This window comes from Flavobacterium sp. HJSW_4 (assembly GCF_042436695.1).
In the GTDB taxonomy this organism is placed as follows: Bacteria; Bacteroidota; Bacteroidia; order Flavobacteriales; family Flavobacteriaceae; genus Flavobacterium.
This window is the reverse complement of the sequence record NZ_JBHNPP010000002.1, coordinates 303,907-319,650: the sequence shown is the minus strand read 5'-3', so window position 1 is coordinate 319,650 and position 15,744 is coordinate 303,907. Positions and strand designations below refer to the sequence as shown.

Below are 15,744 nucleotides of genomic sequence, written 5' to 3'. Positions count from 1 at the left end.
TTACTTATATGGTTAATTTTATTGCTTTTACAAAATTCTTACGCCGTCTGGATTAATCTTAGAAACGTGAATTTCATACGGTAAATTCATTTTTTCGTAAACTTCGCTCATGGCTTTGGCGATTTGGTCTGCGGTTTCTTTTCCTCGGCTTAAAGCAAAAATCGACGGACCAGAACCTGAAATTCCAGAACCTAAAGCGCCATTTTCGTAAGCCGTTTTTTTGATTTGGTCAAAACCTGGAATTAAAACACTTCTTAAAGGTTCTACGATTTCGTCATGAAGCGATCTTCCGATTAACTCATAATCTTTAGTGTAAAGACCCGCTACAAGTCCGCCCACATTTCCCCATTGCATGATGGCGCTTTTTAGAGAAACGTTTTGTTTTAAAACCGAACGAGCGTCAGAAGTTTTCAATTCAATCTGCGGATGAACCACCGTTGCGTACAATTCTTCTGGACTGTCAATTCTGATGATATCAAGCGGCGCGTAACTTCTTACCAAAGTAAATCCGCCAAGAAGGGCAGGAGCAACGTTATCAGCGTGCGCGTTTCCGCTCGCTAACTTTTCGCCCTGCATCGCAAACTGAACCAAATCTTTACGAGAATATGGTCTTCCTAATAATTCGTTGATTCCGAAAACCGCTCCGGCAGAACTTGCAGCACTGCTTCCAATTCCGCTTCCCGCTTTTATATGTTTATAGATTTCAATTTCAAATCCAAAATCCAATTCGTCCAAAGTCGCTAACATTGCCAAAGCCGCCACACCCGAAACGTTTTTCTCGGTTTCAAGAGGCAAATCGGCACCCACGATTTTAGTAATTCGAACTCCTTTTTGATCTGATTTTCGAACAATCATTTCATCACCCGCATTGTCTAAGCAAAGTCCCAAAACGTCAAATCCGCATGATAGATTGGCGATTGTAGCTGGGCAAAATAGTTTTATTTCTGTCATTTGTTATAGGTTCAAAGTGGCAAAGGTTCAAAGGAACAAAGGCTTTGTCACTATTTTATATTTTTAGGTTTAAAGGAGCAGAGGTTCATAGGTTCAAAGGTTTCTAACTTTGTCCCTTTGCACCTTTGAGCCTTTGTGCCTCTTTAGATATTTCCAATTCTAATAACGTCAGCAAAAATTCCTGAAGCTGTAACAGCAGCTCCAGCTCCAGCTCCTTTGATTAATAAAGGCTGATCTACGTAACGATCTGTGTAGAAAAGCACGATATTATCTTTTCCTTCTAAGTTGTAGAAAGGATGATCTTTTGGAATAAATTGAAGTCCTACGCTTGCTTTTCCGTTTTCGAATTGCGCTACGTATTTCAATCTTGAATCTTTTGCTAAAGCTTCTTTGTAAATGTTCTCAAAATGAGATGCATGTTTGATTAAAGAAGCAAAGAAATCATCATTGTTTGTTGTTGCTAAACATTCAGCAGGCAAGAATGATTCGTTTGCAATGGCGTCAATATCCATTTCGTAACCGCTTTCGCGAATTAGAATCAGGATTTTACGAGCAACGTCGATTCCACTTAAGTCGATTTTCGGATCTGGTTCTGTGAAACCTTGAACTCCAGCTTCTTTTACCACATCGTGGAAAGAATTGTTTTCATCAAAATTGTTGAAAATAAAGTTCAAACTTCCAGATAAAACCGCTTGAATTTTATGCACTTTATCTCCAGATGCAATCAAGTTTTTTACTGTATCGATAATTGGCAATCCCGCACCAACATTCGTTTCAAACAAGAAAGGAGCGTTGTATTGACGAGATAGGTTTTTTAATTTTTTATAGTTGTCGTATGCAGAAGAACAAGCAATTTTGTTGCAAGTTACAACTGCAATGCTTTCTTTTAAGAATTTCTCGTAAGCTTCAGAAACTGTTGCATTTGCAGTAATATCCACAAAAATGCTGTTACGTAAATTCAGTTCTTTTGCTTTTTTAATGAATTCTTCAATGCTTGCTGGTTCACCTTCGCTTAAAGCGGCATCCCAATTTTTTAGAGAAATTCCGTCTTCATCAAATACCATTTTTCTTGAATTTGATAAAGCAATAACGCGAACATTAATCTTTAAAACATCTTTTAAGAATTTCTTTTGGTTGTGGATTTGCTCGATGAATTTTTCACCCACATTTCCAACTCCCATTACAAATAAATTCAGCTGTTTTGTGTTTTCTTCAAAGAAGTTTTCGTGTAAAGTATTCAACGCTTTTTTAACGTCTCTTTCATTAATTACAGTCGAAATATTTCTTTCAGAAGCACCTTGCGCAATAGCACGAATGTTTACGTTGTTTTTTCCTAAAGTGCTGAACATTCTTCCGCTCAAACCTTGGTGATTTTTCATGTTTTCACCTACCAAAGCTATAATGCAAAGGTCTTTTTCTACATAACAAGGATCAATTTTGTTCTGAGAAATTTCGATTTCAAAAGCTCTATTAATCGCAGCTTCAGCATTATCAGCATCAGAATTCAAGATTCCGATACAAATTGAATGCTCAGAAGAAGCTTGAGTAATAAAAATTACGTTGATTTTTTCCTGAGACAATACTTCAAACAAACGTCTAGAAGAACCCGCAACTCCAATCATTCCCGGACCTTCAAGTGTTAAAAGCGAAATATTATCAATATGGCTGATTCCTTTTACAACTGTATCTTTTGACAAAACAACATCAGAAATTAAAGTTCCTTCTGCTTCTGGCTCAAAAGTATTTTTGATTAAAATCGGAATGTTTTTTCTTAAAACCGGCTGAATTGTTGGCGGATACAAAACCTTTGCTCCAAAGTGCGACAATTCCATTGCTTCTTGGTACGAGATATTTGCAATTGGCTGCGCTTGTTTTACAATTTTAGGATTCGCAGTAAACATTCCGTTTACGTCGGTCCAGATTTCTAGTTGTTCAGCGTCGATTGCTCCAGCGATAATTGCTGCAGTATAATCAGATCCGCCGCGACCTAAAGTTGAAGTGATTCCGTCTAAAGTCTGAGCGATAAATCCAGGCAGAATATTGATTTTTGCTTTGTTATCGGCAAAATAATCTTTTATTAATTGATTCGAAACTTCGAAGTTAACCGCAGCTTTTCCGAAGTTATTATCTGTTTTGATTAATTCGCGGCTGTCTTTGTAAACTGCTTCTTTTTCAGTTTGTTGAAATGCCTGAGCAATGATAAAAGAAGAAAGCAATTCTCCGAAACTTAAAATAGTATCGGCAGTTCTTGGAGATAATTCGCCTAAAAGGAAACAACCGTCCAATAAAGTTTCTAAATGATTGATGATTCTTTTTACATGACTTAAAAGACTGCTTTGCTCGCTTACGGGAATCAGTTCTTTTAAAGTGTCAAGGTGTTTTTTCTCGATTTCAGCAACAACTTCTCTAAAGCTTTCGTCGTTTGCAGCTGCTTTTGCCGCCGCAGATTGCAATAAATCGGTTACTTTGCTAAGAGCAGAAACTACAACAACCAATTGGTCTTGTTTTGCTTTTTGGTTAACAATTTCGAGAACGAGTTTTATATTTTGAGCATTGGCTACAGAAGTTCCGCCAAATTTTAATACTTTCATTTTATGTGATATTTTTTCTTTTGCAACTATTTTTTATGTATCCATTACCTTTCTTCTTTCAAGAAAAAAGTATAGATAACCCAGGTTTATATGTAAAAATGTATACCCCTAAGGGGTAGTAGTTGTTGTAGTAGAAATAATGGTAGCAGCAATTGCAACTCCTGTTTGAGTTGTAATAATTGTAGATTGATATTTTATGCTGTTACTTTTCATTTTTGATTTTTCAAAAGTACAGCTTTTTATAAGAGTTAAAAACTTAAAAAGCTTTTTTACGAATATTTTAATAATTCAAATCTCAGTAATTCAATATTGAGCATTTGTTAAAATTGGATATGTTAAACTGATGTTTTGATATATTTTAGAATACGTTTTTTAAGGATTTAATCTATGCAAGCAATTGAATTTTAACTCAAAAAGAGCTAAAAAACTGGTAAAACATAGAAATTTGATTTAAAAAGATATTTAAAGCAGGCAAACATTTTTTATTGAAACTGTAATTATTGTGATAATTTTTTGCTTTTTAATGTTGATTTGTTGAATTTTGGCGTTTAAAATTTGAAATCATCATGAGAGAGATCCATTATATAAGTTCGGAAACGATCACTTTAGAAACATTGCAAGAAATTTTAGGTCAGAATAAAATTCTAGAATTGTCTGAAGAAGCTAAAGTAAATGTTCAGAAATGCCGTGATTATTTAGATAAGAAAATGGCATCGCATACAGCACCAATTTACGGAATCAACACGGGGTTTGGTTCGTTATATAGTGTGAAAATCTCAAACGAAAATTTATCTAAACTTCAAGAGAATTTAGTAAAATCTCACTCATGCGGAACTGGCGAAGAAGTTCCAGCTGAGATTGTGAAGATGATGCTTCTGCTAAAAATCCAATCTTTAAGTTATGGACATTCTGGCGTTCAATTAAAAACATTGGAGCGTTTAGTTGATTTTTATAATAATGATATTCTTCCAATAATATATACTCAAGGTTCACTTGGAGCATCAGGAGATTTAGCGCCTTTAGCACATATGTCTTTGCCTTTAATAGGTGAGGGAGTGGTTCTTTTTGAAGGGAAAAAAGTGGCTTCAGCAGAAGTTTTAAAACATTTTAACTGGGAACCAATTGTTTTACAGTCAAAAGAAGGTTTGGCTTTATTAAACGGAACTCAATTTATGAGTGCTTATGGAGCGCATATTTTAATTAAAGCCTACAAATATTCGTATTTAGCTGATTTAATCGGAACAATTTCTCTAGAAGGTTTTGATGGAAGAATCGAGCCTTTTAACGAATTGATACATTATATTCGTCCGCACAAAGGACAAATCGTAACAGCTCAAAGAATTACTGAATTCTTAGAAGGAAGCGAAATTATTGCTCAAGAAAAGAAACACGTTCAAGATCCGTATTCTTTCCGTTGCATGCCACAAGTTCACGGTGCTTCAAAAGATGCGATTGATTATGTTCGAAAAGTATTCAAGACAGAGATTAATTCTGTAACTGATAATCCAAATATTTTTATTGAAGCCGATCAGATTATTTCTGGCGGAAATTTCCACGGACAACCTTTAGCTTTAGCTCTTGATTTTATGGCAATTGCTTTGGCAGAATTAGGAAGTATTTCTGAAAGAAGAACGTATCAGTTAATTTCAGGATTAAGAAATCTTCCAGCATTTTTGGTAGATAATCCAGGATTAAATTCAGGATTTATGATTCCGCAATATACTGCTGCAAGTATTGCCAGTCAAAACAAACAATTAGCAACTCCAGCAAGTATTGATAGCATTGTTTCTAGCAACGGTCAAGAAGACCACGTAAGTATGGGAGCAAACGGGGCTACGAAAGCCTTACGTATTTTAGATAATTTAGAACGTATTTTAGCAATAGAATTGTTAAATGCTTCTCAGGCAATTGCGTATAGAGAACCTCTAAAATCAAGTGATTTTATTGAAATGTTTTTGAACAGCTATCGCGAAGTTGTGCCATTAGTTAAAGAAGATCGAATCTTACATAATGACATAGAAAACACGGTTTTATTCCTTTCGAGTTTTCAAATTGAAAACGATTTGTTAACAATTGCTTAACACTGAAACGTGTTATTGGGGGTAATTTTGCGCTATCAAAAATAAAACAATGTCAATAAACAGTATTTTCCAATTTTTAGTGCCGAAAGACAAGAAATTCTTTCCACTTTTTGAAGAAGCTTCTAGCAATTTAATTGAATTAGCTTCTAACTTACACGAAGCTGTAAATTTACCATTAAAAGAGAGAGAAGTTCTTTTTCAAAAAATTGACGAATTAGAGCAAAAAGGTGAAGACATTACACGTCAAACCAATTTGGAATTGAGTAGAAACTTTATTACTCCATTTGATAGAGAAGACATCCACACATTAATTACTTCTATTGATAACGTTGCAGATTACCTTCACGGAGCTGCAAGCCGTATGAAACTTTATCAAGTTGATAAGATTACAAAATCTATCAGAAAGATGACAGAAATTAACCTTGAAGCTTGTCAAAACATTGACAGTGCTGTAAAAGAGTTAAGCAACTTAAAAAATATCAATGTTATTAAAGAAGCTTGTGCTAGAATCAACAAACTAGAAAACAAGTCTGATAACGTATATAACAAAGCAGTTTTTGAAATTTTTGAAAACGAAACAGATGCTAAAAATATTATTAAATATAAAGAAGTATTATCTGTTTTAGAATCAGCAACAGACAAATGTAAGAGTGTTGCGAACATACTAGAATCTATTTCTGTAAAACATTCTTAATTCAATTTTTCATTCTGAAGTTATAATTTTATGACGCTACTTATATTAATTATAGTATTAGCCTTAATTTTTGATTACATCAATGGTTTTCATGATGCGGCAAATGCTATAGCGACTGTTGTTGCTACAAAGGTACTTACGCCTTTTCAGGCCGTTCTTTGGGCAGCGTTTTTTAACTTTCTGGCGTATTGGGTTTTTGGTTTTGGTGTTGCAGATACTGTTGCTAAAACAGCCCATACCATGGAAATTAACCTAGTAGTAATCTTAGCTGGGGTTATTGCCGCAATTTGTTGGAATTTATTGACTTGGTGGTTAGGAATTCCTTCAAGTTCATCGCATACACTTATTGGAGGTTTTGCTGGAGCTGCAGTTGCACATGCTATTGCAGTACACGGTTTCTCAGGATATGTTGGAGCAGATGGAGCGACGCATTACTGGTATGAAATCGTAAGCTGGTATAAAGCCGGAAAAGATGGAGCAATGCCTTCTGGAGTTCTTATTATTATTGCATTTATTGTCTTAGCGCCATTAATTGGAGCATTGGCTTCTTATTTAATTTCGATTTGGCTTTTAAATGCTTCTCGTAAAACAATCGGACCAAAAATCTTTACAATAGCTTTAATGCTTGCTACGATTATTTTTGTGTATTTTCAAATGGTTTCTTATGAAGAAATTATAGAACACGGAAAACCTCGTTTTGAATCTCATTTCTGGAGTGTTGTGTTTGATTCTCATAATATTAAATGGTTTTTAGTTGCTTTTATTGTATTGACAGTAAGCGCATTCTGTTTAATATTCAGTAGTTTGAATCTTCACCAAGCAGATGCTGCTTTAAAGAAAATGCAATTATTATCTTCTGCGGCATTTAGTTTAGGTCACGGAGGTAACGATTCTCAAAAAGTAATGGGTATTATTGCTGCAGCTGTAGCGGTTTATATCAATACAAATCCTGGTGTTCACATGGACGCTTGGTTAGACGTTGTTTTGCCAAACGAAGATCTAGGTGTTAAAGGAATTATGCCAAGCTGGATTCCGTTAGCATGTTATTCTGCAATTGCTGCTGGAACTTTAAGTGGTGGATGGAAAATTGTGAAAACAATGGGTTCAAAAATTACAAAAGTAAGTTCTTTTGAAGGTGTTGCGGCAGAAACTGCAGGAGCTTTGACACTTTACTTTACTGAGCACTTGAAAATTCCAGTAAGTACAACGCACACTATTACAGGATCTATCATTGGAGTTGGATTAACAAAACGTGTATCTGCAGTTCGCTGGGGAGTAACAGTAAGTTTAATCTGGGCTTGGATCTTAACTATTCCAATTTCGGCTTTATTGGCAGGATTAGTTTACTTTATTTTAAGTGTATTTATGTAATCTGAAAAGATGAATTTTATAAAATGTGAGAATTAAATCATGTTTTATCAATATACAAACCGGTTTCAATTTGAAATCGGTTTTTTTGTTTTAAAGTGAAAGAATAAAGGCTTTTAATAGCTGTGATTACGTCAGATTTTATCTATTTTTATCGACAGATTAATATTTTAAATATGAAGAAAATAATTCTATTGGTTTTGATGCTGGTTGTAAAAACTAGTTTTGCTCAATTAAATAATAAATCTTTTAAATACGGTTTTGTTGATCAGACAGGAAAAGAAATAGTTCCGTGCAAGTATGATGCTGTTGAGGCGTTTTTAAGCGGTTTTGCTGTGGTGAAATTAAAAGACAAATCTGGAGTAGTAGATAGAACGGGAAAAGAAGTTGTTCGCTGTATTTATGATGGAGTGATAAATAAACAGAATTGGATTATAGTAAGTAATAAAAATGCTAAAACTCAATATTTAGTGAAGTCGACAGATGTTTTATTGTCTAAAAAATATGAAGATGTGAAAACTTTATCTCCAGAAATAACAGCTGTAAAACTAAATGAGAAATGGGGTTTTATCGATGTAGTAGGAGAAGAGATTACTCCGAAATATGATGAAATAAATGACTTTACAGACAGATTTGCTGTTGTGAAATTGAACGACAAATATGGTATTGTAGATCAAATAGGAAAAGAGGTTGTTCCGCCGATTTATGACCGTGTTCAGAACTTCAAAGAAGGACTTGCAATAGTAGAATCCAATAATAAATATGGAGTGATTAGTGAGGAGGGCAAAATAGTAATCCCAGTTGAATACGACATGAATTTTTATTTTTCAGATAGGATTTCTATTGTAAAGTTGGGAAAAAAATATGGAGTTTTGGATAATGAAGGAAAAGAAATCGTGCCTGTAAAATATGATTTCATGGTTTTAAATGATGATTTGATTCAAGCGAAATTAGAAGACAAATACGGTCTAATTAATAAAGAAGGAAAAGAAATTGTTGCAACAAAATATGACCTAATTGAATCTTTTAAAGATGGAATCGCTATTGTAAAATCAAATGGAAAATACGGCTTCATTGATAAAGAAGGAAAAGAGATTGTGTCTCCAAAATATGAAAAAGCAGATGATTTTGTTGATGGGGCAGCGATTGTAAGGATTCCTGTGGGGAAATAAAGTTGATTAGCAAATGTTGTTAAATGAAATGTTGTAATGAATCAAGAGGTTTTAGATCAAATTGAAAGAATAAAAATAAAACTATTTTTAGCTAAAGATGCTGATAAAGATTTAAAAGTATTTGGCTCTAGCAGTCATGAATATATTTTAGGTGAAAGAGCAAATAAAGAAGATATTTTAAAATTTGAAAAAGAGTATAACATTTCTCTGCCAGAGTCTTATAAAGCTTTTTTGATGCATCTTGGAAATGGCGGAAATTCATATCAAAATTCTGCCGCTGGACCTGATTACGGAATATTTCCTTTTGGGAAAAATCTGGAAGAATTTGTTTATGAAAATCCTGAAAATGCTCTAAAGCAAGATTGCAAGATATACCCAAATATGAGTGACGAATTCTGGGGAGAATTAACAGAAAAGATTGATGAGAATATTTCTGATGAGGATTTTGATGTCGAGTTAGGGAAAATCTTTGGAGGAATTCTGCCTATTGGCACGCAAGGCTGTACATATTATTATGGACTTGTTTTAAATGGGCAATTTAAAGGGAGGGTTGTCAATATTGATATCGACAGGCAAAAACCATTCTTTGCTTTCGAATCGAACTTTTTGGAGTGGTATGAAAGGTGGCTCGACGGAATTATACCAGAAAAGATAATGAAAAATGATCCTCTACTGTATATATTTACGTTGAGTGGTTCTGTAAATTATATCTTGGAAGTTTATTTTTCTTCCGATAAATTTGAAGATAAATATGAGTGTTTAAGAAGTTTGCTTAAAAAAGATAATCTTGATTCGGAGACTTTAGATGTTTTATTGAAACAGTTTTATTTAACGTCTGGAAGAGAAAGGCAAACTCTGCTTCAAATCCTGACTAAATTTGATTATAATCGTGCTTATGATAACCTATTAGCGTATTCGAAAGAAAATTTACTTGTTGTTTTTCAATTTGTATTTTGGTATGCAAAAGATAAAAGTGCTGATTGGTTAGATGTAATTAAGGAAAATGTTTCAAAAATAAATGATGAAGAAACTTTTCGTTTTAGTACTTATTTGTTGAAGGAAATGAATATAGATTACGGTTCGATAATTATTCCGTTTACTACTCATTTAAATGAAGAGATAAGGGTGACGGCTTATTATTCTCTTGGGCAATTAGAAAATAAAGCAGATTATCTGGAAACCTTTATTATAGGTTTGAATGATAAAATAAATAGAATTGTACATACTACTTTACAGGCTTTAGATGGTGTAAAAGAAGAAAAACTTTTAAAGCATTATAAAAATATTGCAGAAAGGTTTCCAGTTGAGCAAGATAATATTTTGATTAATCTAAATAATAGGCTTGAAGCTTTTGGTTTGACCAATGAGACTGTAAAAAAGATTCAAGATTAAAAAAAAGACCGATTTCAAATTAAAATCGGTCTTTTTTAAATCAAAACTTTTGAAGGTTTTTGCGATTATGTTTGCGTTTGTAATGTGTCTGTTTTAGTTTCTTTTCATCTTCAGAGATGATGCTAATTGTTCCGTCAATCTCTAGCATCGCCAGCTTTACGTTTTTGAAAAATTCAATTCCGTGTTCTCTCATGGCTTCTTTTAATTCTTCGTCAGAAATATCAAGTTTGCTTAAGGCTTTAAAATCTAGTTTTCCGTCGTGAATAAGGATTTGAGGTTTGTCTAACAATAAATCTTCAAAAACTTTAGAATGATGTGTCAGCTTTTTAATGATGTAATTGATTATAAATAAAACTAAAGCAGCGATTAATCCGCCAGTTAGACTTGTGTCCGGCCCCACCATTGCATTTTGAACCGAATTACTGATTAGTAAAATCAAAATTACATCGGCAGTGTTTAATTGCGAAAGTTCTTTTTTGCCAAATATTCGTAAGGCAATCGTCATGAAAAAATAAACAGCAATACTTCTTAAAACAATATCAAGATATGGAAAAGTCATATTTTTTATTTTAAAGTTAAATAAAAAAGCTTTGGCAAAGTTTTAAAATTTTGACAAAGCTTTATAAGTAATTAATGTTTTTTTTTTAGCCAGAGCATTTGACCCAAGTGCTTTTTGTGTCAATGATTTTCCAAATAGTATCTTTTTTTTCTAAATAGACTGATATTCCATATGGTAATTCTTTTCGATAACAGTTAATTTCCATATAGGCTTTTTTGTTGTCTTGAGAAAATATAGGTATTGATAATATCATGCATTCTTCAGCTTTATCAATTTTTGATACTGAAATTGTTTTTAGCTTTTTTGATATTTTTTCTGGTATTGTGTATTTTAAAAAACAATTGTTTTGTTCTACAAAGTTTATAGAATCCTTGCTGTTAAATATTTTTTCTCCTTTTAAGTTAGCATTCAAAAGTCTTTCAATATAAATTTCTGTGTTTTCAAATATTCGTGGTAAACGAGGAGGGAGTTTTACAGTTGCTGTCTTTTTTGATGGTTGAGCATATATACTCTCAGTATTAATTTTGAGTTTTTTGAAACTGCTGCAAACGGGGTAAGAATCTTTAGAATTCTCAATGTGGTTTTGTTTGATAAAAGTTTCTATGATTTTATCAGTTTCAATCTTTCTAACCTTTTCATTAGTAGAGCAATCATTTTTACTGCATCCGGTTATGATTAAAATTAGAAAGATTACTACTTTTCTCATTTATAATATTCTAAAATAATTAGAAATGTAACTGTTATAATTTAAAATTCTTTTCAATCGCTCTAATCATTTCTCCAGCGACATCCTTATTTGTTGCGCCTTCGATTCCTTCTAGACCTGGTGAAGAGTTTACTTCTAGTAATAAAGGCCCTTTAGAAGAACGAATAATATCTACTCCGGCAACTTTTAAGTCCATTGCTTTTGCTGCTTTTATAGCGATCTTTTTTTCTTCTGGAGTTACTTTAATCACAGAAGCTGTTCCGCCAAGGTGGATATTAGCTCTAAATTCGCCCGGCATAGCTTCACGCTGAATTGCCGCAACAACTTTACCATCAATTACAAAACAACGAATATCTTTTCCGTTGGCTTCTTTAATAAATTCTTGAACTAAGATATTAGCATTTAAACTTTTAAAAGCGTTGATAACACTTTCTGCCGCTTTTTTGGTTTCTGCCAAAACAACGCCTTTTCCTTGCGTTCCCTCTAATAATTTTACAATTAATGGCGAACCGCCTACCATTTTAATTAAGTTGTCTGTATCAAGCGGAGAATTAGCAAATCCAGTTGTTGGAATATCAATTCCGCTGTTTAAAAGCAATTGTAAAGAATATAATTTATCTCTTGATTGAGTGATTGCTGTCGATGAATTTAAAACAAAAACCTTCAAAGCTTCAAACTGACGTGTTAAAGCACAACCGTAAAAAGTAATACTTGGACGAATTCTAGGAATGATAGCGTCGAATTCATTTAAAATTGTTCCGCCTCTGTAGTGAATTTCAGGTTTTTTAGCATCCAATTTCATGTAACATTCCTTAATGTTTAGGAAATGCATTTCGTGCCCGCGCATTTCGCCGGCTTCCATGATTCTTTTATTGCTGTATAATTCTGGGTTGCTGGCTAAAAGACCAATTCGTAAACCGGTTTTTGCTTTTTCAGAATTTTGATATAATTCTTTTAAAGATTCTGCTGTAGGCTGTCCTAAAAGGTATTTTTGTTCTGGATCGACTAAAACCCTTCCGCTCATAGCTTCGCGCCCTAAAAGCATTCTAAAGCCCATAGAATCACGATTAGTCAAAGTCATTTCGATTGGCCATTTTGTATCGCCAATTTTTAGACTAGTTTGAATAACATAACGGTGTTCTCTAAAACCGCTTGAACTTTTTACGATTCTTTTGTCTACCAGCGGTGCTTCGCAGTGAATAACAGTTTTAATATTATTCTGAATCGGATTAATGTCGAATTTAACCCAATTGGCATCATTTTTTATAAAAGGAGCTATGTTTAAAGCGTGCATTGCCGAAGTTTTGGCACCAGAATCGACACGAGCCTTGATTGTCGGGATTCCAAGTTCTGGAAATGAGCACCATTCTTCGCTACCTAAAATGACTTTGTTTTGAAGCATATTTTGTTTTTTTATTGTAGAATTAAATTCAAAAATAGCTAATTGCTTTTATTAAAGATAGTGATTTTTAATAAAAAAAATACCCGTTATGTTATGAAAACGTAACGGGCATATTATATGTGTTATAATTTTTGACTAATTTATTGATTAGTCGGTTCTTCTGCTTTATGAATCTCAACTGATAATTCTTGTGAATCATCTTTTAAATCCATCATAATTTCATCGCCAGAATGAATTTTCGAAGTGATGATTTCTTCAGCTAACAAATCTTCAACATATTTCTGAATTGCTCTTTTTAAAGGACGCGCTCCAAATTGTTTGTCGAAACCTTTTTCAGCGATAAATGCTTTTGCTTTATCAGTCAAGCTTAATTTGTAACCTAACTCTGCAATACGAGAGTAAAGTTTTTTCAATTCGATTTCGATAATCAAATCGATGTCAGCTTTTTCTAATGCATTAAATACAATTACATCATCAATTCTGTTTAAGAACTCAGGAGCAAAAGTTTTCTTCAAAGCGTTTTCGATAATGCTTTTTGAGTTTTCATCAGCCTGAGCAGTTCTTGCTGCAGTTCCGAATCCAACACCTTGTCCGAAGTCTTTCAATTGACGTGCACCAACGTTAGAAGTCATAATGATAATAGTATTTTTAAAGTCGATTTTACGACCTAAACTATCTGTCAAATATCCGTCATCTAAAACTTGAAGCATCATATTGAATACATCTGGATGTGCTTTTTCGATCTCATCTAAAAGAACTACACAGTATGGTTTTCTACGAACTTTCTCTGTCAATTGACCACCTTCTTCGTACCCGACATATCCCGGAGGCGCTCCAACTAAACGAGAAATTGCAAATTTCTCCATGTATTCGCTCATATCGATACGAACTAATGCATCTTCAGAGTCAAATAATTCTTTTGCTAAAACTTTAGCCAATTGCGTTTTACCAACTCCAGTCTGACCTAAGAAAATGAATGAACCAATTGGTTTATTAGGATCTTTAAGTCCGGCTCTATTACGTTGAATAGAACGTGCAATTTTAAGAACTGCTTCATTTTGACCAATTACTTTGTTCTGAATTAATTCAGGTAATTGAGCCAATTTGTTGCTTTCTGTTTGTGCAATTCTGTTTACAGGAATTCCTGTCATCATCGAAACAACATCAGCTACATTATCTTCTGTAACTTCAATTCTGTTGTTTTTAGAATCTTCTTCCCATTGCTCTTGTGCTAAAGCAAGATCTTTTTCGATACGTTTTTCGTCATCGCGAAGTTTGGCTGCTTCTTCATATTTTTGTTTTTTAACAACCATATTTTTCATTTCGCGAACTTCTTCCAGCTGACGCTCTAAATCCAAAATTTGTTTCGGAACATCGATGTTAGTAATGTGTACGCGAGATCCAGCCTCATCAAGGGCATCAATAGCTTTGTCTGGTAAGAAGCGCTCAGACATATAACGATCTGTAAGTTTAACACAAGCTTCGATAGCTTCTGGTGTATATGTTACATTGTGGTGATCTTCGTATTTGTCTTTTACGTTGTTCAAAATAGCGATCGTTTCTTCAACAGAAGTTGGTTCCACAATTACTTTTTGGAAACGTCTTTCTAATGCGCCATCTTTCTCAATATATTGTCTGTACTCATCTAGAGTCGTAGCACCAATACATTGAATTTCTCCTCTTGCTAAAGCAGGTTTGAACATGTTTGAAGCGTCAAGCGAACCTGTTGCTCCTCCAGCTCCTACGATAGTGTGGATTTCGTCAATAAAAAGAATAATGTCATCATTTTTCTCAAGCTCGTTCATTACGGCTTTCATTCTTTCTTCAAATTGTCCTCTGTATTTTGTTCCAGCAACTAAACTTGCTAAATCAAGAGTTACAACACGTTTATTGAAAAGAATACGAGAAACTTTCTTCTGAATGATACGTAAAGCTAGTCCTTCTGCAATAGCAGATTTACCAACTCCAGGTTCTCCAATAAGAAGCGGATTGTTCTTTTTTCTACGGCTTAAAATTTGCGATACACGCTCAATTTCTTTTTCACGTCCTACTACAGGATCTAATTTCCCTTCTTCAGCCATTTCTGTTAAATCTCTCCCAAAATTATCTAAAACTGGAGTCTTAGATTTTTTGTTTGACTTATTGGCGGGATTATTAAAGCTGCTTTCTTTAAGACTGTCATCTTGTCCTGAATCATCATTATATGATTCGTTTCTTGGCAAGTTTTCTAAGAATTCTTCTTCGTTTGGAGTCATATTTAAATACTGTTCTTTAGCTACGTCATAATCTATTTTTAGTTTATTCAATAGCTTGGTTGTTGGATCGTTTTCGTTTCTCAAGATACATAACAGCAGGTGCGCGGTGCTAATTGATGAACTTTGAAATACTTTTGCTTCAAGAAAAGTGGTCTTCAGGGCTCTTTCGGCCTGTCGGGTAAGATGAAGGTTTTTCTTCTCTGCATTTACTTCAACGCTCAAATTAGCAGGGCTAAGTACTTCTACTTTTCTGCGTAAATGATCTAAATCGACAGCTAGGTTATTAAGTATATGAATAGCTTTTCCGTTACCATCTCTTAAAATACCTAGCATAAGATGTTCTGTACCAATAAAGTCGTGCCCTAAACGAAGAGCTTCTTCCTTACTGTACGTAATTACATCTTTTACTCTTGGTGAAAAATTATCATCCATAATATATAATTGGTATTGTAAATTTAGTGAATTACTGTTTTAAAAACAAAAACCGTACCTTCAAGAACTACTGTCAGCTAATAGACGAAAAAAAAGACAATAAATGAGTTAAAAAACGCTTAATTTATTAACTAAAAGCCA

Annotated in this window: 11 protein-coding genes; 5 read left to right on the top strand and 6 right to left on the bottom strand. The window is 33.7% G+C overall.

Going from position 1 to position 15,744, the window contains the following annotated elements:
• Positions 1-27 precede the first annotated feature (27 nt).
• Together ACE01P_RS03210 and thrA are read right to left on the bottom strand one after the other, a co-directional pair.
• Complete coding sequence (locus ACE01P_RS03210) at positions 28-951, bottom strand: homoserine kinase (protein ID WP_379694065.1); 924 nt, start codon at positions 949-951, stop codon at positions 28-30.
• A gap of 143 nt (positions 952-1,094) precedes the next feature.
• Complete coding sequence (gene thrA, locus ACE01P_RS03205) at positions 1,095-3,542, bottom strand: bifunctional aspartate kinase/homoserine dehydrogenase I (protein WP_379694064.1); 2,448 nt, start codon at positions 3,540-3,542, stop codon at positions 1,095-1,097.
• A 566-nt stretch (positions 3,543-4,108) separates the two neighbouring features.
• Here thrA and hutH point away from each other — a divergent pair.
• The 5 genes from hutH to ACE01P_RS03180 all read left to right on the top strand — a co-directional run bounded on the left by hutH (position 4,109) and on the right by ACE01P_RS03180 (position 10,249).
• The gene (gene hutH / locus ACE01P_RS03200) at positions 4,109-5,623 is read left to right on the top strand and encodes a histidine ammonia-lyase (protein ID WP_379694062.1); all 1,515 of its coding nucleotides are present in this window, start codon (positions 4,109-4,111) and stop codon (positions 5,621-5,623) included.
• Positions 5,624-5,672: 49 nt separating this feature from the next.
• Positions 5,673-6,317: a DUF47 domain-containing protein gene (locus tag ACE01P_RS03195; protein ID WP_125719613.1), complete on the top strand. Its 645-nt coding sequence runs from the start codon at positions 5,673-5,675 to the stop codon at positions 6,315-6,317.
• Positions 6,318-6,347: 30 nt separating this feature from the next.
• Positions 6,348-7,688, top strand: a complete 1,341-nt coding sequence (locus tag ACE01P_RS03190) for an anion permease (protein WP_379694060.1) — start codon at positions 6,348-6,350, stop codon at positions 7,686-7,688.
• A gap of 173 nt (positions 7,689-7,861) precedes the next feature.
• Entirely contained in the window at positions 7,862-8,857 is a 996-nt protein-coding gene (locus ACE01P_RS03185; RefSeq protein ID WP_379694058.1) for a WG repeat-containing protein, read from the top strand.
• Between the two features lie 36 nt (positions 8,858-8,893).
• On the top strand, positions 8,894-10,249 hold the full coding sequence (locus ACE01P_RS03180) for an SMI1/KNR4 family protein (RefSeq protein ID WP_379694055.1): 1,356 nt from the start codon (positions 8,894-8,896) through the stop codon (positions 10,247-10,249).
• 40 nt (positions 10,250-10,289) lie between these two features.
• Here the strand turns inward: ACE01P_RS03180 and ACE01P_RS03175 are convergent, their stop codons facing one another.
• The 4 genes from ACE01P_RS03175 to ACE01P_RS03160 all read right to left on the bottom strand — a co-directional run bounded on the left by ACE01P_RS03175 (position 10,290) and on the right by ACE01P_RS03160 (position 15,603).
• Complete coding sequence (locus ACE01P_RS03175) at positions 10,290-10,808, bottom strand: DUF421 domain-containing protein (RefSeq protein ID WP_379694052.1); 519 nt, start codon at positions 10,806-10,808, stop codon at positions 10,290-10,292.
• Between the two features lie 85 nt (positions 10,809-10,893).
• On the bottom strand, positions 10,894-11,514 hold the full coding sequence (locus tag ACE01P_RS03170; protein ID WP_379694049.1) for a hypothetical protein: 621 nt from the start codon (positions 11,512-11,514) through the stop codon (positions 10,894-10,896).
• Positions 11,515-11,548: 34 nt separating this feature from the next.
• Entirely contained in the window at positions 11,549-12,916 is a 1,368-nt protein-coding gene (rimK, locus tag ACE01P_RS03165; RefSeq protein WP_379694047.1) for a 30S ribosomal protein S6--L-glutamate ligase, read from the bottom strand.
• A 140-nt stretch (positions 12,917-13,056) separates the two neighbouring features.
• On the bottom strand, positions 13,057-15,603 hold the full coding sequence (locus tag ACE01P_RS03160; protein WP_198857199.1) for an ATP-dependent Clp protease ATP-binding subunit: 2,547 nt from the start codon (positions 15,601-15,603) through the stop codon (positions 13,057-13,059).
• Between the last annotated feature and the right edge of the window lie 141 nt (positions 15,604-15,744).

What these genes read in the sequence shown, in the direction of transcription:
- ACE01P_RS03210 (WP_379694065.1), bottom strand. Translation starts at nt 951, where the DNA reads ATGACAGAAATAAAACTATTTTGCCCAGCTACAATCGCCAATCTATCA.
- thrA (WP_379694064.1), bottom strand. Translation starts at nt 3,542, where the DNA reads ATGAAAGTATTAAAATTTGGCGGAACTTCTGTAGCCAATGCTCAAAAT.
- hutH (WP_379694062.1), top strand. Translation starts at nt 4,109, where the DNA reads ATGAGAGAGATCCATTATATAAGTTCGGAAACGATCACTTTAGAAACA.
- ACE01P_RS03195 (WP_125719613.1), top strand. Translation starts at nt 5,673, where the DNA reads ATGTCAATAAACAGTATTTTCCAATTTTTAGTGCCGAAAGACAAGAAA.
- ACE01P_RS03190 (WP_379694060.1), top strand. Translation starts at nt 6,348, where the DNA reads ATGACGCTACTTATATTAATTATAGTATTAGCCTTAATTTTTGATTAC.
- ACE01P_RS03185 (WP_379694058.1), top strand. Translation starts at nt 7,862, where the DNA reads ATGAAGAAAATAATTCTATTGGTTTTGATGCTGGTTGTAAAAACTAGT.
- ACE01P_RS03180 (WP_379694055.1), top strand. Translation starts at nt 8,894, where the DNA reads ATGAATCAAGAGGTTTTAGATCAAATTGAAAGAATAAAAATAAAACTA.
- ACE01P_RS03175 (WP_379694052.1), bottom strand. Translation starts at nt 10,808, where the DNA reads ATGACTTTTCCATATCTTGATATTGTTTTAAGAAGTATTGCTGTTTAT.
- ACE01P_RS03170 (WP_379694049.1), bottom strand. Translation starts at nt 11,514, where the DNA reads ATGAGAAAAGTAGTAATCTTTCTAATTTTAATCATAACCGGATGCAGT.
- rimK (WP_379694047.1), bottom strand. Translation starts at nt 12,916, where the DNA reads ATGCTTCAAAACAAAGTCATTTTAGGTAGCGAAGAATGGTGCTCATTT.
- ACE01P_RS03160 (WP_198857199.1), bottom strand. Translation starts at nt 15,603, where the DNA reads ATGGATGATAATTTTTCACCAAGAGTAAAAGATGTAATTACGTACAGT.